Origin of the sequence: Polaribacter huanghezhanensis (genome assembly GCF_030444335.1) — a bacterium.
Classification (GTDB): Bacteria; Bacteroidota; Bacteroidia; order Flavobacteriales; family Flavobacteriaceae; genus Polaribacter; species Polaribacter huanghezhanensis.
In genome coordinates this window covers 2,462,777-2,483,244 of the sequence record NZ_CP128595.1, presented here as the reverse complement: position 1 = coordinate 2,483,244, position 20,468 = coordinate 2,462,777, and the positions used below count along the sequence as shown (strand labels likewise).

Annotated in this window: 18 protein-coding genes; 6 read left to right on the top strand and 12 right to left on the bottom strand. The window is 31.3% G+C overall.

Annotated elements, in window-relative coordinates:
- Positions 1 to 72 precede the first annotated feature (72 nt).
- Positions 73 to 1,848, bottom strand: a complete 1,776-nt coding sequence (gene argS / locus KCTC32516_RS11665; protein WP_301400785.1) for an arginine--tRNA ligase — start codon at positions 1,846 to 1,848, stop codon at positions 73 to 75.
- 124 nt (positions 1,849 to 1,972) lie between these two features.
- Here argS and KCTC32516_RS11660 point away from each other — a divergent pair, with 124 nt between their 5' ends.
- Positions 1,973 to 2,497: a YkgJ family cysteine cluster protein gene (locus tag KCTC32516_RS11660; RefSeq protein WP_301400782.1), complete on the top strand. Its 525-nt coding sequence runs from the start codon at positions 1,973 to 1,975 to the stop codon at positions 2,495 to 2,497.
- Between the two features lie 10 nt (positions 2,498 to 2,507).
- On the opposite strand, the gene KCTC32516_RS11655 is transcribed toward KCTC32516_RS11660, so the two are convergent.
- Positions 2,508 to 2,735, bottom strand: a complete 228-nt coding sequence (locus KCTC32516_RS11655) for a hypothetical protein (protein WP_301400779.1) — start codon at positions 2,733 to 2,735, stop codon at positions 2,508 to 2,510.
- A 225-nt stretch (positions 2,736 to 2,960) separates the two neighbouring features.
- On the opposite strand from KCTC32516_RS11655, the gene KCTC32516_RS11650 reads away from it, so the two are divergent.
- Positions 2,961 to 3,797 carry a sterol desaturase family protein gene (locus KCTC32516_RS11650; protein ID WP_301400776.1) on the top strand — a complete coding sequence of 279 codons (837 nt, stop codon included), beginning with the start codon at positions 2,961 to 2,963 and terminating at the stop codon, positions 3,795 to 3,797.
- A gap of 34 nt (positions 3,798 to 3,831) precedes the next feature.
- Here the strand turns inward: KCTC32516_RS11650 and KCTC32516_RS11645 are convergent, their stop codons facing one another.
- Positions 3,832 to 5,034 carry an exo-beta-N-acetylmuramidase NamZ family protein gene (locus KCTC32516_RS11645; RefSeq protein WP_301400774.1) on the bottom strand — a complete coding sequence of 401 codons (1,203 nt, stop codon included), beginning with the start codon at positions 5,032 to 5,034 and terminating at the stop codon, positions 3,832 to 3,834.
- Positions 5,035 to 5,038: 4 nt separating this feature from the next.
- On the opposite strand from KCTC32516_RS11645, the gene KCTC32516_RS11640 reads away from it, so the two are divergent.
- Both KCTC32516_RS11640 and KCTC32516_RS11635 read left to right on the top strand, forming a co-directional pair.
- Positions 5,039 to 6,274: an ABC transporter permease gene (locus KCTC32516_RS11640; RefSeq protein WP_301400772.1), complete on the top strand. Its 1,236-nt coding sequence runs from the start codon at positions 5,039 to 5,041 to the stop codon at positions 6,272 to 6,274.
- 166 nt (positions 6,275 to 6,440) lie between these two features.
- Positions 6,441 to 7,799, top strand: coding sequence for a pyridoxal-phosphate dependent enzyme (locus KCTC32516_RS11635; RefSeq protein WP_301400770.1), 1,359 nt, complete (start codon positions 6,441 to 6,443; stop codon positions 7,797 to 7,799).
- Positions 7,800 to 8,133: 334 nt separating this feature from the next.
- Here the strand turns inward: KCTC32516_RS11635 and lipA are convergent, their stop codons facing one another.
- The 7 genes from lipA to KCTC32516_RS11600 form a co-directional block, all read right to left on the bottom strand.
- Entirely contained in the window at positions 8,134 to 9,003 is an 870-nt protein-coding gene (gene lipA / locus KCTC32516_RS11630) for a lipoyl synthase (RefSeq protein ID WP_301400768.1), read from the bottom strand.
- A gap of 40 nt (positions 9,004 to 9,043) precedes the next feature.
- The gene (locus KCTC32516_RS11625) at positions 9,044 to 10,264 is read right to left on the bottom strand and encodes an Nramp family divalent metal transporter (protein ID WP_301400766.1); all 1,221 of its coding nucleotides are present in this window, start codon (positions 10,262 to 10,264) and stop codon (positions 9,044 to 9,046) included.
- Between the two features lies 1 nt (position 10,265).
- Positions 10,266 to 10,829: an RNA polymerase sigma factor gene (locus KCTC32516_RS11620; RefSeq protein WP_301400764.1), complete on the bottom strand. Its 564-nt coding sequence runs from the start codon at positions 10,827 to 10,829 to the stop codon at positions 10,266 to 10,268.
- Entirely contained in the window at positions 10,820 to 11,920 is a 1,101-nt protein-coding gene (locus tag KCTC32516_RS11615; RefSeq protein WP_301400762.1) for a glycosyltransferase, read from the bottom strand. The genes KCTC32516_RS11620 and KCTC32516_RS11615 overlap by 10 nt, the downstream gene beginning before the upstream one ends.
- A gap of 14 nt (positions 11,921 to 11,934) precedes the next feature.
- Positions 11,935 to 12,138, bottom strand: coding sequence for a membrane or secreted protein (locus KCTC32516_RS11610; RefSeq protein ID WP_301400761.1), 204 nt, complete (start codon positions 12,136 to 12,138; stop codon positions 11,935 to 11,937).
- A 119-nt stretch (positions 12,139 to 12,257) separates the two neighbouring features.
- Positions 12,258 to 13,265, bottom strand: a complete 1,008-nt coding sequence (gene murB / locus KCTC32516_RS11605) for a UDP-N-acetylmuramate dehydrogenase (RefSeq protein WP_301400760.1) — start codon at positions 13,263 to 13,265, stop codon at positions 12,258 to 12,260.
- On the bottom strand, positions 13,265 to 14,455 hold the full coding sequence (locus KCTC32516_RS11600) for a pyridoxal phosphate-dependent aminotransferase (protein WP_301400758.1): 1,191 nt from the start codon (positions 14,453 to 14,455) through the stop codon (positions 13,265 to 13,267). Before KCTC32516_RS11600 ends, murB begins: the two co-directional genes overlap by 1 nt.
- A 174-nt stretch (positions 14,456 to 14,629) precedes the next feature.
- Between KCTC32516_RS11600 and KCTC32516_RS11595 the strand changes: the two genes are divergently transcribed.
- Entirely contained in the window at positions 14,630 to 15,979 is a 1,350-nt protein-coding gene (locus KCTC32516_RS11595) for an aspartyl protease family protein (protein WP_301400756.1), read from the top strand.
- Position 15,980: 1 nt separating this feature from the next.
- On the opposite strand, the gene KCTC32516_RS11590 is transcribed toward KCTC32516_RS11595, so the two are convergent.
- Positions 15,981 to 16,367 (bottom strand): DUF1573 domain-containing protein, encoded by a 387-nt coding sequence (locus KCTC32516_RS11590; RefSeq protein WP_301400754.1) that lies wholly within the window; start codon positions 16,365 to 16,367, stop codon positions 15,981 to 15,983.
- A gap of 122 nt (positions 16,368 to 16,489) precedes the next feature.
- Between KCTC32516_RS11590 and KCTC32516_RS11585 the strand changes: the two genes are divergently transcribed.
- A complete protein-coding gene (locus KCTC32516_RS11585) occupies positions 16,490 to 19,126 on the top strand; it encodes a valine--tRNA ligase (RefSeq protein ID WP_301400752.1) in 2,637 nt (878 codons plus the stop codon).
- A 94-nt stretch (positions 19,127 to 19,220) separates the two neighbouring features.
- On the opposite strand, the gene KCTC32516_RS11580 is transcribed toward KCTC32516_RS11585, so the two are convergent.
- Positions 19,221 to 20,468 carry an MFS transporter gene (locus KCTC32516_RS11580; protein ID WP_301400749.1) on the bottom strand — a complete coding sequence of 416 codons (1,248 nt, stop codon included), beginning with the start codon at positions 20,466 to 20,468 and terminating at the stop codon, positions 19,221 to 19,223.

Below are 20,468 nucleotides of genomic sequence, written 5' to 3'. Positions count from 1 at the left end.
CCGTTCAATCCCTAACGCAGGCAAATTTACTAACTTTTGTGCTTACTGCCAACTGCAACTGTTTACTAATTTCTACATTCTCTCAGGAACATTAATTCCCAATAACGTAAAAGCTGATTTAATAATATCGCTTACTTTTTTTGATAATTGTACTCTGATTATTTTTTTATCTTGATTTTCTTCTCCTAAAATAGATACATTTTGATAGAAAGAATTGAATTCCTTTACCAAATCATACGTATAATTTGCAATGATTGCAGGCGAATGATTTGCAGCTGCTTGCTGAATAATTTCAGGGTAATTTTCAATAATTTTAATCAATTCTTTTTCCTTTGGATGCAATTCTAAATCAGTTATTTCTTTAGAAAAATCAAACGTAGCTTTTCTTAAAATCGACTGAATTCTCGCGTAGGTATATTGAATAAAAGGACCAGTATTACCTTGAAAATCTACCGATTCTTTTGGGTCAAATAAAATACGTTTTCTAGGATCTACTTTTAAAATGTAATATTTTAATGCGCCTAATCCAATGGTATTGTATAAAGATTCTTTTTCTTCTTCTGAATAACCTTCTAGTTTTCCTAATTCTTGGGATAAACTTCTTGCTGTGTCCGTCATTTCTACCATTAATTCATCAGCATCAACAACAGTTCCTTCTCTAGATTTCATTTTTCCAGAAGGTAAATCTACCATTCCGTAACTCAAATGATACAATTGATCAGCCCAAGAATAACCTAATTTTTGTAAGATTAAAAACAATACTTTAAAATGATATTCTTGCTCGTTTCCAACCGTATACACCATTCCGTTTACATCTGGATAATCTTTAGAACGTTGCACAGCAGTTCCGATATCTTGCGTCATATAAACCGCTGTTCCGTCAGAACGTAAAACGATTTTTTCGTCCAATCCGTCTTCGGTTAAATCAATCCAAACAGAACCGTCTTCTTTTTTGAAGAAAACACCATTTTTCAATCCTTCTTCAATATTGTCTTTTCCTAATATATATGTATTGCTTTCGTAATAATACGAATCAAAATCAACGCCCAAATTTTTATAAGTGATGTCAAACCCTGCATAGACCCAAGCATTCATAGTTTTCCATAGTGCAACAATTTCTTCATCTCCAGCTTCCCATTTTTGAAGCATTTCTTGTGCTTCTAGCAACAACGGAGCTTGTTTTTTTGCATCTTCTTCAGATACTCCTGAAGCAATTAAATTGGTAATTTCTTTTTTATATTCTTGGTCGAATTTTACATAATAATTTCCAACCAATTTATCGCCTTTTAATCCTGTTGAAGTCGGAGTTTCACCGTTTCCATATTTCTGCCAAGCCAACATCGACTTACAAATATGGATTCCACGATCGTTAATAATCTGAGTTTTATAGACTTTTTTTCCGGATGCTTTTAAAATTTCAGCAACAGAATAGCCTAGTAAATTATTACGAACATGTCCTAAATGCAATGGTTTATTGGTGTTTGGAGAAGAATATTCTACCAAAACAGCATCTTTTTCTGATGATTTTACAAATCCAAAAGTTGAATTGGTATAAATTTTATCAAATGATTTTAGGTATAAGGAGTCATCAATCACTAAGTTTAAAAACCCTTTTACCACATTAAAACGAGTCACTTCTTGTACGTTTTCTACAATGTAATTCCCTAAATCATTTCCAATCTGAACTGGATTTCCTTTCTTGTATCGCAACATCGGAAAAACAACCACCGTAATATCTCCTTCAAATTCTTTACGCGTTGCTTGAAATTCTACAGACGGAATTTCAGCATCATATAAAGTTAAAAATCCTTTTTTTACAGCAGCTTCTATATGGTTTTGAATACTCATTGGTTTCTTAAAATTGAAGTGCAAAATTACATATTTTATTTCATTTTTTCTTTCAAATTTTAAAGATGAAAATTAAAAGGTTTCTTCTTAGAAATACTCTTATTTTTGTACTTGTATGAAAGACATGAATAAACGTTTAGAAGAACTGCCAAAATTAGCAGAAGAAGCAAAGAAAGAGAGTAAAAAATATTTTTTGAATCTTAAGAAAAGAACGCCTAAAAATTTAGATTATGTAATGCAAGAATTGCATGATGCTGAGTTTAAAAAAACAGATTGCTTGTCTTGTGGAAACTGTTGTAAAACAACGAGTCCTATTTTTACAGAGAAAGATGTGGAGCGGATTGCAAAGCATTTAAAAATGAAAGTTGCCAACTTTGAAAGTCAATATTTAGAACGGGACGATGATGATTTTATGGTATTAAAATCGGCTCCCTGTACTTTTTTTGATGAAAACGATAATACGTGTTTTATCTATGATGTACGCCCAAAAGCCTGTTCAGAATATCCGCATACAAACAGAAAAAAGTTTATTCAACTTACAGATTTAACACTAAGTAATACTGAAGTTTGTCCTGCTGCTTATTCTATTGTAGAAGAATTAAAGAAGCGATTGCCTTTGGTGTCAAAAGTGAAGAAGAGAAGAAGTTAAGTTGCAATTTTTAAGAACTTGTAGGTTTTCCTTTTAAACGCTTTTCTACTTTTTGTTTTATCAAAGTCAATTCTTTCATAAGATCCATAATAGCTGGATCTTTTTCTTCTTTGTAGATTTCATTTAAACTTAATATTAATTCTTTTGCTTCTCTTGAAATGATTATTCTTTGATTAGTTGTTAATGCTTTTAAACTTGTATCTTTAAATTTTAAAGCTCTTTCTACCACCGTGCTCATTGTTTTCTTGAATTTATATCGTTACTTAATTCTACTTCAGCTTGATTACGCAAATCTAGTTTTTTGTAGTGTAAAACTAACCTAATTAGGTAAATTTCCCAAGTATTTCAGTAAACATACAAAATGTTTGATAAACTTTATAAAAAAAAGCACGAAATTTTACATCAATTTTAAGTTGGATAAAGAGTTATTTAATTTTCTTATTTTTAGAGAAAATATATTTATTTGGAAACAATCATACATTATTTCGAAACCATTCCGTCTTTACATAGAAGTTTACTACTTGTGGGCGGAATTACTTTTTTTTGGGTTTTAGAAGGCGCATTGCCACTTTTTAAGCTCAGTTATAAAAAATGGAAACACGCTTTTCCGAATTTATTTTTTACAGCAACAACGATTGTAATTAACTTTTCATTGGCTTTTTTATTGCTGAAATCTGCTGATTGGGTGCAAATAAATCATTTTGGAATTATCAATTGGTTACCAGAAATGCCGTTGTGGTTGTATGTTGTTTTAGGTGTTGTATTATTGGACTTTTTTGGAGCCTATTTGGTGCATTTTGTAGAACACAAAGTAAAATCACTTTGGATGATTCATTTGGTGCATCATACAGATCACAACGTAGACACAACAACAGCAAATCGTCATCATCCGTTAGAAAGTATGATTCGTTTTGCATTTACATTATTTGGTGTTTTTGTAGTTGGCGCACCCATTGCAATTGTAATGATTTACCAATCGATATCGTTAATTTTTACGCAGTTTACACATGCAAATATCAAAATGAATAAAAGGGTAGATAAAATATTGAGTTCTATTATTATTTCTCCTGACATGCATAAAATTCATCATCATCATATGTTGCCATATACAGATTCTAATTACGGAAACATCTTTTCTCTTTGGGATCGGATTTTCGGAACGTATTTGTATTTAGAGCGCGAAAAAATTGTGTACGGAGTTGATACTTTTCCGAATGAAAAAACGAATGCAAATTTAATGGAATTATTAAAACAACCTTTTCAAGGATATCGAAAACCGACGAATTCAGAAGAAATTTAATTTATTAATCTTAATGTTTTTAAATAACTTACAACTATTCATAGATTAAATAATTAGATCTTATTTTTTTAAAACCTGACAATCCTTTTTGCCAAGATTCTCTAATTTCTTGTTCAGATAAACCTTGCATAATTTGGTTTTGCAGCTTTTCTGTTCCTGCAAGTTTTTCGAAAAACGAATTAAAAAAACTTCCAGCTGTGTGAGTTTGCTTATTGGCTTTTAGCAACCAGCTTAAATTAAGTTGGCTTAATCTTTTTGTCTCTCTTAAATCTTCACCATAGCACTTTTTGTTTCTATGTTTTGGGTATTTTGCTCCTTCGTTAGATTGAGGTGTAAAATGAAATGTTGTTATCTCTAAATAAGGTGAACCATAAATTTGAAACTGCATGTTTGTTCCACGTCCAGCTGAAACAGAAGTTCCTTCAAAAAAACATAAACTTGGATACAAGTTTATAGCTTTGTCATTTGGTAAATTTGGCGAAGGTTTTATTGGTAAACTGTAGGTAGATTTGTGGGTGTAATTTTTCAAGGGAATAACAGTTAAATCACATTGAATTCCATTTTTTAGCCATTTTTCTCCATTAATCATTTGTCCATATTCTCCAATCGTCATTCCGTAAACAACCGGAACAGGATGCATACCAACAAAACTTTTATGCTCCATTTCTAAAAGGGGACCATCAATATAATGTCCATTCGGATTTGGTCTGTCAAAAATTATCAGCGGAATTCCCGCTTCTGCAGCAGCTTCCATCACATAGTGTAGCGAAGAAATATAAGTATAAAATCGCACGCCAACATCTTGTATATCAAAAACAATCAGATCGATTCCTTTTAATTGTTCTGCAGAAGGTTTTTTATTTTTTCCGTACAAAGAAATAATAGGCAAGCCCGTTTTAGTGTCAACTCCGTCTTTTAGAAGTTCGCCAGCATCTGCTTTTCCTCTAAAACCATGTTCTGGAGCAAACACTTTTTTCACCTTCATATTTAATGAAAGTAAACTGTCTACTAGATGTACAAACTCTCTTTTCTCTTTTCTTTTTTCTTTTTTCTCAATAACGGATGTTTGATTTGCAACAACGGCAATATTTTTTCCTTTTAATAAATTTAAGTACAATTCTGTTTGCTCAGCGGCAACTTTAATTTTTGTTGATTCTTGAGCGCAAGAAGTCAAGGGAAAACAAATGCCTAAAAATAAGATTAAATATGTACTTTTGAAACGAACTAATGGAATCATAAAATTGAATTACGAGTTATTTATTGCCAAACGTATTATTGCTGGTAAAGAGTATAAAAATAGCATTTCATCTCCAATAATAAAAATTGCAATCACGGCAATTGCATTGGGAATTATTATTATGATGATTTCTATTGCAACTGGAAGCGGAATGCAACATAAAATTAGAGATAAAATATCTGGTTTTAAAGGGCATATTCAAATCACAAATTATGATGACAATAATTCTGAGGTTTCAATCACTCCAATAGATAAAAATCAAGATTTTTATCCGAAGTTTAAAAATATTGAAGGCATTAAAAAGGTGCAAGTTTTTGCCAACAAAGCAGGATTGATAAGAACTGCAACCGATTTTGAAGGCATTGTTTTTAAAGGAGTTTCTACAGATTACGATTGGTCTTTTTTTACAGAATATTTGGTAAAAGGAAGGTTGCCAAACTTTAATCAACAAAGAGTTAGAGATGTTTTATTGTCTAAAACGTTGGTCAATAGATTACACTTAAATCTCCACGACACCATCAATGTATTTTTCTTAAAATCAACCAAAAATAAATTACCTAGCAGATACAAATTTATAATTGTCGGAATTTACGCTACTGGTTTTAATCAGTTTGATAAAAACATGATGATTGGCGATATTAGAGAAATTCAACGTTTAAATAAATGGGACGAAAATCAGATTGGCGGATTTGAAGTATTGATTGATAATTTTGACGATATCAAACAAAAAGGAGATGAAGTATATGCCGCAATTGGATCCACTTTAAACAGCAACACGATTGAAGACAATTATCAATTTATTTTTGAATGGATAGAATTGTTTGATAATAATGTGTGGTTTATCATCGGAATTATGATTTTAGTCGCCAGTATAAATATGATCACTGCTTTGTTGGTTTTAATCTTAGAACGTGTGCAAATGGTCGGAATTTTAAAAGCGTTGGGAAGTGATAATTGGAGCATCCGTAAAATCTTTTTGTACAACGCCAGTTATTTAATTTTAAAAGGATTGTTTTGGGGAAATTTAATTGGAATAACACTATTAATTTTACAACAGCATTTTGGTTTTATTACGCTAGACCCTACAACCTATTATGTTTCTACAGTTCCTATTGATATTAATGTTTTTGCAATTATTGCATTAAATATTGGTACATTAATTTTGTGTTTTTTAATGTTGATTATTCCTTCGTACATCATCACAAAAATAAATCCGTCAAAATCTATTCAATTTGCATAAATCTGTTCTTTTTAAAACAGATGTCTTATTAAATCATTTCTCTTAAATATTTTGTTTCTTTGCACAATAATTTAAGAAGATGAAACTTCCATAACGAGAGTTCAGTACCTAAGGGAATGACTACTTGGAGGCTACGTGACCAATAAAAGATAAGTAAAATAGACACATGAAATACGCAAAAAACATATTAGAAACCATTGGTAATACACCTTTAGTTCAATTAAATTCAGTAACAAAAGAAGTGGACGCTTTGGTGTTGGCTAAAGTAGAAACCTTTAATCCAGGAAACTCTGTAAAAGACAGAATGGCATTAAAAATGATTGAAGATGCAGAAGCAGACGGAAGATTGCAACCTGGCGGAACAATCATTGAAGGAACTTCTGGAAATACAGGAATGGGATTGGCTTTGGCTGCCATTATAAAAGGATACAAATGTATTTTTGTGATTTCTGATAAACAATCAAAAGAAAAAATGGATATTTTACGTGCAGTTGGGGCGGAAGTAGTTGTGTGTCCAACCAACGTAGATCCAGATGATCCGCGTTCGTATTATTCAGTTTCTAAACGATTAGGAGCAGAAACGCCAAATTCTTGGTACGTAAATCAATATGATAATCCATCAAATGCACTAGCGCATTACGAGCAAACTGCCCCAGAAATTTGGGAGCAAACAGATGGGAAAATCACACATTTTGTTGTTGGAGTTGGAACAGGAGGAACAATTTCTGGAATCGGAAAATACTTAAAAGAAAAAAACCCAAACATTAAAATTTGGGGAATAGACACCTATGGTTCTGTGTTTAAAAAATACCATGAAACTGGAATTTTTGATGAAAATGAAATTTATCCATACATCACCGAAGGAATTGGAGAAGATATTTTACCTAAAAATGTTGATTTTTCTATCATCGATGGATTTACAAAAGTAACTGATAAAGATGGGGCTATTTACACACGTAGAATTGCCAAAGAAGAAGGTATTTTTGTTGGCAATTCTGCAGGTTCTGCAATCAAAGGATTGTTACAATTAAAAGAGCATTTTACAAAAGATGATGTTGTTGTAGTTTTATTTCATGATCATGGAAGTAGATATGTTGGAAAAATGTTTAACGATGAGTGGATGCGTGAACGTGGATTTTTAGAAGAAAAAATCACAACTGCTGCAGATTTAATTAAGAATCATGTAAATGAACCATTGGTTTCTGTAAAAACGGAAGAATTGATTTCGCATGCAATTGAACGAATGAAAGAATATAAAATTTCTCAAATTCCTGTAGAAGATATAAACGGATTTGTAGGTTCTTTAGATGAAACAGACTTATTAAGAAGTTATTTAAAAGACACAAACGTTGCAGATAAACCAATAAAAGAAGTAATGGGAGCGAAGTATCCTGTGGTAAAAACATCAGCTTCAATTGTTGAAGTTTCTAAATTAATTACAAAAGAAAATCAAGCAGTGTTGGTGGATTTAGAAAATGGAAAGTTTAGTATTATTACAAAGCACGATATCATCAATGCTATATAAATAAAATACATGACAAACTAAAAAACCACTTCAAACGAAGTGGTTTTTTTTATGTCAACTAATTCAAATAATTTACACAATGAAAACAAGTCTCTCACATTTGTCTTCGTTTTTCTATTTTACAAATCTTGTGCCAAAATGAATTTTTCTTTGAAAAAAAGTTAAATAAATGTGATTTTTACATTTAATTAACATTTGATTCGAAATAATTAAGGAATGTTTAATCATGTGGTCAATTCTATTGAGGATACTTTAATAATACTTGTAGTTTTTTGAAAAAACAAAAAAACTCACAAATATACTTTGTGAGTTTAATAATATTATAAGTTAAAATCTAACGAGCGTGTTTGTGTGCTTTGTATGAAGAACGCACTAATGCGCCACTTTCTACGTACATAAAGCCCATTTCTAAACCTAGTGTTTCGTATTTTTTAAATTGATCTGGAGTGATGAATTCTTTTACGGGTAAATGTTTTTTACTTGGCTGTAAATATTGCCCAATTGTAATTACATCTAAACCAACATTGCGTAAATCTTTCATGGTCTGAATGACTTCTTCTTCGGTTTCTCCCAAACCTAACATAATTCCAGATTTGGTACGCATTCCTTTTTCTTTTAAGTATTTTAAAACACCTAAACTTCTGTCGTATTTTGCCTGAATCCGAACTTCTCTAGTCAATCTACGAACGGTTTCTACATTATGAGAAACTACTTCTGGAGCAACGTTGATAATTCTATCTATTAATTTTTCGTTTCCTTGAAAATCAGGAATCAATGTTTCTAAAGTTGTACCTGGATTTGCTCTGCGAACTGCATTTACAGTTTCTGCCCAAATAATAGAACCACCATCTTTTAAATCGTCTCTATCAACCGATGTTAAAACGGCGTGTTTTATGCTCATCAATTTTATAGAGCGCGCCACTTTTTCTGGTTCGTCCCATTCAACGGTTTCTGGTCTTCCGGTTTTTACGCCACAAAATCCACAAGAACGCGTACAAATATTTCCTAAAATCATAAAAGTAGCAGTTCCTTCTCCCCAACATTCTCCCATGTTTGGGCAACTTCCACTAGTACAAATGGTGTTTAATTTATACTTGTCAACCAAACTACGAAGTTCTGTGTATTTTTTACCAACAGGTAATTTTACACGCAACCATTTTGGTTTTTTTACTTTTTCTGGAAGTGTTGCTGATTCGTTTATCATGCGAAATAAAAATTGAGATGCAAAGTTACAAAGAAAAGGATTATAAATTGATTAAAAACCAACTACTAAATCCGATTAAAAAAGCAATTCCAAACCAACTTAAGATTTTTAAATAAATACTTGGTTGATGTTTTTTTGGTGTGTGCCTTCCTGTGATTAAAATATAATTAAGAATGGCGTAAAATGGGGCGGTTAGAAAGGATAAAATAGTTGCAATTTTAACCAATAAACCCATATTGCTCATAAAGAAATATAAAATGATAAATGTGCCAAAAGCTAAAAATAAAATCCAAAACCAGTAATTGAATTTTGTTTTTTTGTCAAACAATAAATCAGTTGTTTTTGTCATGGCTCTTGGCGATGCATCTAAGGTTGTAATTGTGGTGCTAAACATGGTTGTAAATGCCGTAACGCCAATTAAAATAGATGAATATTCTCCAAGGTTTTCAGTATAAAGATGTATCAATTGAGATGCAAAAACGCCACCATTATTCGAAAACGTTTCTCCAGAATTAAACATGACCAAAGCTCCTAGAACGATAAAACAAACTCCTAAAAAAAGCGTTCCTAAATAGCCAATATTAAAATCGAATATTGCTTGATTTGGTTTCGTTTTTAAAAGCGTGGTTTTATCCTTTTCTAAGGTCCATAAAGAATGCCAAACAGAAATATCTAAGGGCGCTGGCATCCAACCTAAAAAAGCAATTAAAAAGGTAATTTCTATGGTTCCGCTTGGTAAAATTTGCGTAAAAGTAAATGATTCTTTTGTGCTAAATACCGCTATAACTACTGTAATTACAGTGCTTATCGTTAATAAAATGATAATATATTTCATCAAATTATCTAGCAATTTATATTTCCCAATCACTAGAATTATTGTGCTAATACTAATAATTAGTATCGACCATACAACCAAATTGTTTGTAAAACCAAACAACTGAGAAGCAATTCCGGCAGTTACAATGGTAACTGCAGCTTGAATGGTAAACATGGTTGCAAAATTGATGATGTAATAAGCGATTAAAACAGGTTTGCCAAGTTTTTTATATCCATCCAATAAAGATTCTCCAGTTGCCGCTGCGTAACGCGGTCCGAATTGAAAAAACGGATATTTGAATAAATGTACCAATAACAACGCCCATAATAATCCAAATCCAAATTCTGCTCCAGCTTTGGTAGATTGCACCAAATGCGAAACGCCAATTGCTGCTCCAGCAAATAATAAACCTGGACCCAAAGAATTTAGAAACGATTTTTTCATGTTAAGATTTTTTAATAATCTCAGCTAACAATTTTTTGGCACGTAATAACTTTACTTTTACGTTGTTTATGGGTTCTCCAATTTGTTCAGAAATTTCTTTATAACTCAATTCTTGAAAATAACGTAAGTTAATGACTTCTTGGTATTTTGGCTTTAATTGCTTGATGTCTTTTAGCAGTTTTGCCAAATTTTGTTCTGTAATTATTTTATCTTCTGGCGTCGGATTGTCATCAATAACCTCATAAATTTCGGCACTTTTTACTTTGTAAGATTCCGCTAAAATGGAAGATTTTTTTTTGCGCAGCATATCAATATGAATGTTTTTAGAAATGGTAATCAACCATGTTTTAAATTGATATTTCTCATCAAAAGTGTCAATTTTATCAAAAGCTTTAGAAAAAGTTTGAATGGTAATATCTTCTGCATCATTTTCGTTTTGATGTCTTTTTAATTGAAAATTATGGACACTGTTCCAGAAATTATCCAACAAGAGATTAAAAGCAAGTTGACTGCCTTCTTTCGCTTTTTGTATGGTTTGTAGTAACTCGTCGCCTTTTATTTCCAATGCGTAGGTTTTGAAAAAGTATTGGAGATAAAGATACTAAATTGAAATAGAAGTAAAAAAAGATCTAAAAAAGGAAGAAAGAAGATCACCTTTTTTTCTTGCAAACGCTTTGCAGAAAAGCCAAAAACGAGATACAAGCTCAAAATATACACACCAAAAATGGGCGTAATAAGTTTCCAACTCATCAAAAAGAAAAGAAGAATTGCGGATACATAAAAGAAGAATTTACTTGCAAAATACAATCCTAAAAAAAATTGATGTTTAAATTGATAATAAGATGCCGTAGAAACATGTCTTCTTTTTTGACGAAACCATTCTTTTAATGTTACTGGCGGATTTGAAATTGTAAAACTTTTTCTGTTCAAACAAATTGCAGTATTTATTTTTGTTGCTGCTTCTTGTATAAACAAATCATCGTCGCCAGATCTTATTTGAATGTGTTTTATAAATCCGTTTGTTTTAAAAAACTCGCTTTTTGTGTACGCTAAATTCCTGCCAACGCCCATATATGGAGAACCTAATTTTGCGTAACTAAAATATTGAATTGCAGTTAAAAAGGTTTCAAATCGCACTAATAAATTGACAAAAGTTTTTTGAGTTTTGTATTTTCCGTAACCCAACACAATTGTTTTTTTGCTAGAAAAATGTTGTGTCATCGATTGAACCCACAATCTAGAAACAGGCTCGCAATCTGCATCCGTAAATAATAAATGTTCGTTTGTAGCCGCTTTAATTCCGAGTGTCAAAGCATATTTTTTATTTCCCCAAAAAGCTTCGTTATTTTTTACGTTTACAATTTTAATATTGGCGTGTTGCTCTTTAAAAGATTCCATCACTTCTAATGTATCATCCGAAGAAGCATCGTTAATTAAAATGATTTCGAAATCAGCATACTTTTGGTTGATAATACTTGGTAAAAATGCTTGTAAATTGTGTTCTTCGTTTTTAGCGCAAATGATTATAGAAACAGGAATTTGTTTGATAGTTTTTTTCTTTTCTTTTACAAATAAGATGGATGAAAAACACAAAAAATAAATAAGTTGAACAGCAGTTGTTGCTACGAAAATGTAGAAAATAACTGTAAGAATCATAGCGAGAAAATCAATTATTTGTGTTCAGGTTCTGCACAGGTATCAAACTGATCTGGACTTTTACCGCAAAATCCACAAGCTTCTCCAGATTCGTTTAACATTGGGTTTTGACTTGCACAAGTTCCTGCAAATTTTCCGTCTTTTTTTGCCCAAATTTTAATGGCAATTCCTGCAAAAGCCAATCCTAATAAACCGATGGTAAGTAAAACAAGTTTCATTGTAAATAATTTGATACAACAAAGATACTTATTATTAAAAACAAGAACTAAAAAAATACGTTAAAAGCTGTTTTTTAAAGTTGAAATAAACTTTCCTAAGGATGAAAATATTAAAGAGATTAAAATATATTTACTTCAATCTCTAGAGAAATTTGAAATTTTTTAAAAACGGCTTGTTGAATGTTTTGTGCCAATTGATGGATTTCTTTTCCACTTGCATTTCCATAATTTACTAAGACCAATGCTTGTTTTTCGTGAACACCGGCATCGCCAAAACGTTTGCCTTTAAATTCACATTGTTCTACCAACCAACCAGCAGGAACTTTGGTTTCAGTTTCAGAGATTTTATAACTCGGAATTGTAGGATGTTGTTTTTGGATTTCTATAAATTGCTGAGTTGTAATTACAGGATTTTTAAAAAAACTTCCACTATTTCCAATTTCTTTTGGATCTGGAAGTTTCGATTTTCTGATTGCAATAACAGCATCAGAAACATCTTTAATGGTTGGATTTGTAATGTTTTTTTCTTTCAAAGCAGTTTCAATCGCTCCGTAAGAAGTATTTAGTTGATGTGTAGTTTTTGTCAATTGAAAACTAACAGAAGTTAAAATGTACTTTCCTTTTGCGTGATTCTTGAAGATTGAATTTCGATAACCAAACTCACAATCAGTATTTGAAAAAGGAACCAACTTTCCGGTTTCAATTTCTAAAGCTTCCACTTTTGTAATGGTATCTTTTACTTCAACTCCGTACGCGCCAATATTTTGTATCGGACAAGTACCAACATTTCCAGGAATTAAAGATAAATTTTCAATGCCACCATAATCTTGAGAAATACACCACAATACAAATTCGTGCCAATTTTCTCCAGAGTTTACCGTAATATGTACAGAATTTTCATTTTCTCTATCAATAGAGATTCCTTTAAAATTAATAAAAGTAACTAATTTTTCGATGTCTTTTGTAAGCAACATATTACTTCCGCCAGATAACAAAAACAACTCTTTTTCGGTTTTTAAAAGTTGCTGTAAATCATAAAAAGAACTGATAGAAACAAAACGTTTGGCATAAACTTCTACACCAAACGTATTGTATTCTTTTAAAGATATGTTGTTTAAAATAGTCACTAATCTTTATATACTTTTAAAGCTTCTTTTAAAATATTGATGGCCTTTTTTAAACTATCATTATTTAAAACGTAGGCAATTCTAATTTGATTTAATCCAACTCCAGGCGTTGAGTAAAATCCGGCTGCAGGAGCAACCATAACTGTTTCTCCATCTACATCAAAAGATTCTAACAACCATTTTGCAAAGTCATCTGCATTTTTAATAGGCAATTCTACAATACAATAAAAAGCACCTTTAGGTTTTGCAACTTTCACTCCGTCTATTTTTTGTAGTGCTTTAATTAGTGTATTTCTTCTACTCACATATTCTTCAATTACTTCATCAAAATAACTTTGTGGAGTTTCTAAGGCGGCTTCAGAAGCAATTTGTGCTAGTGTTGGTGGACTTAAACGAGCTTGCGCAAATTTTAATGCGGTTTTTATGACATCTTTATTTTTAGAAACTAAACAGCCAATTCTTGCACCACACATACTGTATCTTTTTGAGACAGAATCAATAATAATGGCGTTATCAGCAATACTTTCTTCTTGTAAAATAGAGTAATGTTCTATGCCATCATAAGCAAATTCTCTATATACTTCATCAGAAATTAAAAATAAATCATGCTTTTTTACAATTGCGGCTAATTTTTTAATTTCTTCCTTGCTGTAAATATATCCTGTCGGATTTCCAGGATTACAGATTAAGATTGCTTTTGTTTTTGGTGTGATTAATTTTTCAAATTCTTCTATTGGAGGCAATGCAAAATTATCTTCAATTTTAGAAATCACTGGAACAACGTTTACGCCAGATGCTACTGAGAATCCGTTGTAATTTGCATAAAAAGGTTCCGGAATAATGATTTCATCATCCACATCCATCACACTACCAAAAGCAAACATAAGTGCTTCACTACCACCGGTTGTTACAATAATATCATCATGTTTTACATGAATGTCGTGTTTGCTATAATAATCAGCAATTTTTGTTCTATATCCTTCAGAACCTTCAGATCTTGTGTACGCAATTGTTGTTAGCGAGTGCACAGAAACGGCATCTAAAGCAACTTGTGGAGTTTTAATATCTGGTTGACCAATGTTTAAATGGTACACTGTTTTACCTTGTTTATATGCATTTTCTGCATACGGTACCAATTTACGAATTGGTGATTCTGGCATTAAGTTTCCCTTCTTTGAAATTAAAGGCATAATCTTTGATTTTGTCTGGTTAAATGTAAAGCAAATTTCTGAATTTATTTTTAAAAACCTACGTGGTTTAGCATTTCTTTTTCATCCGCAAATAAAGGTTAAATATTTGCAAAATAAAAACAATTAGTAAATTGTAAATTTGTATATTGACATTAATATTTATAAATCTTTTTTTTGAAAAAAAAATATATCGTATTCTTTTTGTTTTTAATTGTTTTTTCGAGTACTACGAAATCTCAATCTCAATTTAATTTCTTAGGACCTGACCAAAAAGAACAATCTGTTAGGTTTAATCTAATAAACAACTTAATTGTGATTCCGATGGAAGTTAACGGAAGGCAATTGTCTTTTATTTTAGATACAGGAGTTAATAAAACCATCCTTTTTAATTTATCACAAAATGATAGTATTGACTTAAATGATGTGAGAAAAATATCATTACAGGGTTTAGGAGAAGGCAAGTCAATGGATGCATTGATATCTGGAAATAACACGTTAAAAATTAAAAATTTTGTTGGTGAAAATCAAGAAATATATGTCCTTTTAAAAGACAGGTTTGATGTGTCTGGAAGAATGGGTATTACCATTCATGGAATAGTTGGTTACAATTTATTTAAAGATGCAATCGTTTATATTAACTATGCTACAAGGCGAGTTTTTTTTTATAACCCTAAATTTTATAAAGAAAAAAAATGCAGAAAATGCCAATCTTTTCCTCTACAATTTTTTCGAAACAAACCTTATATAGATGCAAAAATTCAATTAGACACTGTTGGTAATACAGTAACAGATGTAAAATTATTAATAGATACGGGTGGGTCAGAAGCAATTTGGTTATTTGAAAACTCTAAAGAAGAAATTCAAACTCCAATTAGACATTTTGATGATGTTTTAGGAGAAGGAATAAGCGGAACCATTTACGGAAAAAAAAGTAGAATTAAACAAATATTAATTGGAAGCTTTAAAATTAAAGACCCTACAGTGTCATTTTTAGACTCTTCATCTACCTTTAATGCAAGACAATTTAAAGAAAGAAACGGAAGTGTTGGTGGTAATATTTTAAAGAGATTTAAAGTTTGGGTAGATTATAAAAATAAAAAAATTACATTAAAAAAGAATGGTTCATTTAGAGGTGGATTTGAATACAATATGAGTGGTTTAGATGTTGTGTATAATGGTAAGGTTTTGGTAAAAGAAAAAGCCCAAACAACATTTTCAGACGCATATTCTAATAGTGTTTCTCAAACCGTAAATAATAGTACAATTTCTTTAGTCTCTACCTATAGTTATAGGTTTAAACCTTCATATAAAATTAAACATGTTTTAGAAAATTCGCCAGCAGGGTTAGCAGGAATAAAAAAAAACGATATTATTTTATCAATAAACGGAACTGAAGTACACAAATTAACATTAAAACAGTTGTTAGGTAAATTTCAAAAAGGGCATAAGAGAAAAATTAGAATGACAATTGAAAGGTTAGGTGTAGATATAAACTTTCAGTTTAGATTGATAAAGAAAATCTAAATTAGTAAGCTTTTTTCACAACAAAACCTTTTATTCTTATGGTTTTTATTTCTGTTTTCGCGTTTGAAAAAATGGTAATTTGCTTAGAAAATCCACCAATTTTAGAAGTGTCATAAGAAACTGTAATGGTGCCTTTTTCTCCAGGCATAATTGGGGCTGTTGGTTTTTCAGGAACTGCACAATCGCAAGAAGTTTTGATGTCTGTTATAATTAACGGACTTTTGCCAACATTCGTAAACTCAAAGATTCTATGTCCGTCTGAATTTTGAACTACCTTACCATAATTAATCAGTTCTTTTACAAATTTAAACTCAGGTTTTGTAGTACTTTGACCAAAAATAGTCATCGAAGTAAAGAAAACGAACAACAGTAAAACACAATATTTCATAAGGAATAAATTAGAGATAAAAATAGACTTTAAATCTTATATTTAAAAATTCAACTACTGCTTTTCTGTTCTTTAAGATAATTGTATTTTTGCTGATTATATCTCAAAAATTAAGCCAAAGAATGGAAATTCCTTCTAAATATATTGCAACAAGTGTAGAAAGTAAATGGTATGATTACTGGATGAAGAATAATTATTTTCATTCAACACCAGATGAAAGAGAGCCATATACAATTGTAATTCCGCCGCCAAATGTAACTGGGGTTTTACACATGGGACACATGTTGAATAATACCATTCAAGATGTATTAATTCGTCATGCTCGTTTGCAAGGAAAAAATGCGTGTTGGGTTCCCGGAACCGATCATGCGTCTATTGCTACAGAAGCAAAAGTGGTTGCAAAATTAAAAGAACAAGGAATTCGTAAAAATGATTTAACAAGAGAAGAATTTTTACAGCATGCTTTTGATTGGAAAGACGAATATGGTGGTATCATTTTAGAGCAATTAAAAAAACTAGGATGTTCTTGTGATTGGGACAGAACGGCTTTTACAATGGATCCAGAAATGTCTGAATCTGTGATTAAAGTATTTGTTGATTTGTACAACAAAGGCTTAATTTACCGTGGTTATAGAATGGTAAATTGGGATCCTGAAGCAAAAACAACATTATCTGATGAAGAAGTAATTCATGTTGAAAAACAAGGAAATTTATATTATTTAGAATACAAAATTGAAGGTTCTGAGGAAACCTTAACAATTGCTACAACGCGTCCTGAAACTATTTTTGGAGATACCGCAATTTGTATCAATCCAAATGATGAACGTTTTACACATTTAAAAGGAAAGAAAGCAATTGTGCCTTTGTGTAATCGTATAATTCCGATTATAGAAGATGAATATGTGGATGTAGAATTCGGAACTGGTTGTTTAAAAGTAACACCAGCACATGATGAAAATGATAAAGTTTTAGGCGATAAACACAACTTAGAAGTAATTGATATTTTTAATGATGATGCTTCTTTAAATTCGTTTGGATTGCATTATGAAGGGAAAGACAGATTTGTAGTTCGTAAAGAAATCACCAAAGAATTAGAAGAAAAAGGATTCTTGGTAAAAACAGAACAACACCTAAACAAAGTGGGAACTTCTGAAAGAACCAAAGCTGTGATTGAACCAAGATTGTCAGATCAATGGTTTTTAAAAATGGAAGAGTTGGCAAAACCTGCAATTGAAGCGGTTTTAGGAGAAAATGCTGAAATCAATTTGTATCCAAAGAAATTCGAAAACACCTATCGTCATTGGATGGAAAATATTCGTGATTGGAATATTTCTCGTCAATTGTGGTGGGGACAACAAATTCCGGCCTATTTCTACGGAGACGGAAAAGAAGATTTTGTGGTTGCAGAAAATATAGAAGATGCACTTGAACTTGCAAAAGAGAAAACTCAAAACTCAAAACTAACAACTCAAAACTTAAAACAAGATAACGACGCACTAGACACGTGGTTTTCTTCTTGGTTGTGGCCAATGTCGGTTTTCGACGGAATTAGAAATCCAGAAAACGAAGAAATCAAATATTATTATCCAACAAACGATTTAGTTACAGGTCCAGATATTTTATTTTTCTGGGTGGCGCGTATGATTATCGCAGGATACGAATATAAAGACATGAAACCTTTTAACAATGTGTATTTAACAGGTTTGGTACGTGATAAAGAACGTAGAAAAATGTCGAAATCATTAGGAAATTCTCCTGATGCGTTAAAGTTGATTGATGATTATGGCGCAGATGGAGTAAGAGTAGGGTTGTTATTAAGTTCTGCTGCTGGAAACGATTTAATGTTTGATGAATCACTTTGTCAACAAGGAAAACAATTTGCAAATAAAATTTGGAATGCGTTTCGTTTGATAAAAGGTTGGGAAGTTGATGCTACTTTAACACAACCAGAAACTGCAAAAATTGGTTTGTCTTGGTACGAAGCGAAGTTTCAAAAAGCATTATCAGAAATTGAAGATCATTTTAGTAAGTACAGATTATCAGATGCGTTGATGGCAATTTATAAATTAATTATGGACGATTTTTCTTCATGGTTATTAGAAATTGTAAAACCTGCATATCAACAACCTATAGATGCAAAAACCTATGCAGACATTATTGCTGTATTAGAAAATAATTTAAAAATATTACATCCATTTATGCCATTTTTATCAGAAGAAATTTGGCAACACATTACAGAAAGAACTCCAGATGAAGCATTGATTGTTGCAAAATGGCCAGAAGCTAAAAAAAGCAATCAAGAGTTGATTACCAATTTTTCTATGATTACAGATGTGGTTTCAGGAATTAGAACCATCAGAAAAGAGAAGAATATTTCTTTTAAAGATACCGTTGAATTGTTTGTGGTAAATAATGAAAACGCTACTCAAAATTTTGATGTAGTCATTCAGAAATTAACAAACGCAGCGGCAATTACCTATGTTTCAGAAAAAGTTGAAGGTGCTTCCTTCAGAGTAAAATCGAACGAGTACTTTGTGCCCATTTCTGTAGAGGATATTGATGTGGAAGCGGAAATTGAAAAATTACAAGCTGAGTTAAAAAGGGCAGAAGGCTTTTTATTCGGAATTTCAAAGAAATTATCTAACGAACGTTTTGTAAGTAATGCACCAGAACAAGTAATTACGATGGAGCGTAAAAAAGAAGCGGATACGTTAGCGAAAATTGAAACGATTAAAAATAGTTTAGCTGGTTTAAAATAAATGTCAGTTCGAGCGCAGTCGAGAACTAATTTACATCTAGACTGCGACTGATGACACAGTTAATAAAAAAAGTTCTCAATAATTGGGAGCTTTTTTATTTGATTGCTTTTCGAAAACCAATTGCAGCTAACAAACCAATAATTGGAATAATAGTAAACAACGAATATAAATTTTGATATTCTACAATTGTTGGGCCTTTCCCTAACATATAGCCGATAAACAAAGACATAAAGATATCTGGGGTAAAACCAACTACAGAAATTATTCCGACTAAGGTTCCAGTAAGTTGTAAAGGTGTTTTTGTTTCTTCAATTATGGCAAAGTACAAACCTCTTAATGCGTAAGTTCCCAGGGCCATAAATATAAAAAAAGTGAATGATAAATAGATTAGTTGATCATGAAAGAAGCCCATTCCTAAAATTGCAGAAGCAATAATTAAAATTGTAAAACAAGGAATAATTAATTTTGATGGTACAAACTTATCAGCAATCCAACCCACAGTAATTGCTGCGATTGGCCTTAAATATTGAATAAATACAGCAAAATAAGTAGCTTCTTCCAGCGAATAATTCCAAACATCTTTAGCATACGTTCCGTAAGTTCCAGTTAATTTATAAGCACAATACGCACAAAAAATAATCAATGAATGATAGATTACTTTTCGTTTTTTCATTAATTGAAATGCTTGTTTAAAATCGAATTGAAATTCTTTAGAACTTGATTTTATAACGTTCTCTTTCGGTAATACAAACCAAACAAATAAAGAAACTAAAAAAACGATAGCAGTTATAGTTCCAATAATGTATTGCAAGGTTTGTACTTTATGATCAATTGTTATATTTACAGCTTCGGCTGGAAAAAAATAAGTCAAAATTGCTGCGCCAAATAAGGCAATAGTTGCTGCAAAAAAACCTCTTCCACCATCTAATAAACCAAAAGATAACCCTTGGTTATGTGAATTTCCCCATTGTCTTGTTGCTTTAATTAGCGAAGCCCAAAACAATAATATGGTAGAAACTCCCCAAAAAGCATAGAGTATTTTTAATGTAAAAATAGACGGAATCATTGTCATCCAAAAGCCACCAATTGCTGTTAGTATTAATGAGATTGACAATAATTTTCTTGCTTCCCATTTATCAGCAATAAAACCACCAAAAAAATAAGAAATTACAGCTGTTATTCCATACAAAGCTTGTGCTTCACCAATCTGAGCATCAGAAATTAAAAAGGCTTCTCTAATAACGGGTTTAAAAACACGCATTAAAATAAAAGGTAATAAGAAAATAGCTTCGCCCGCAATAATCAAGGCAAACATTGAAGTAAATTTATGTTGTTTTTGCAA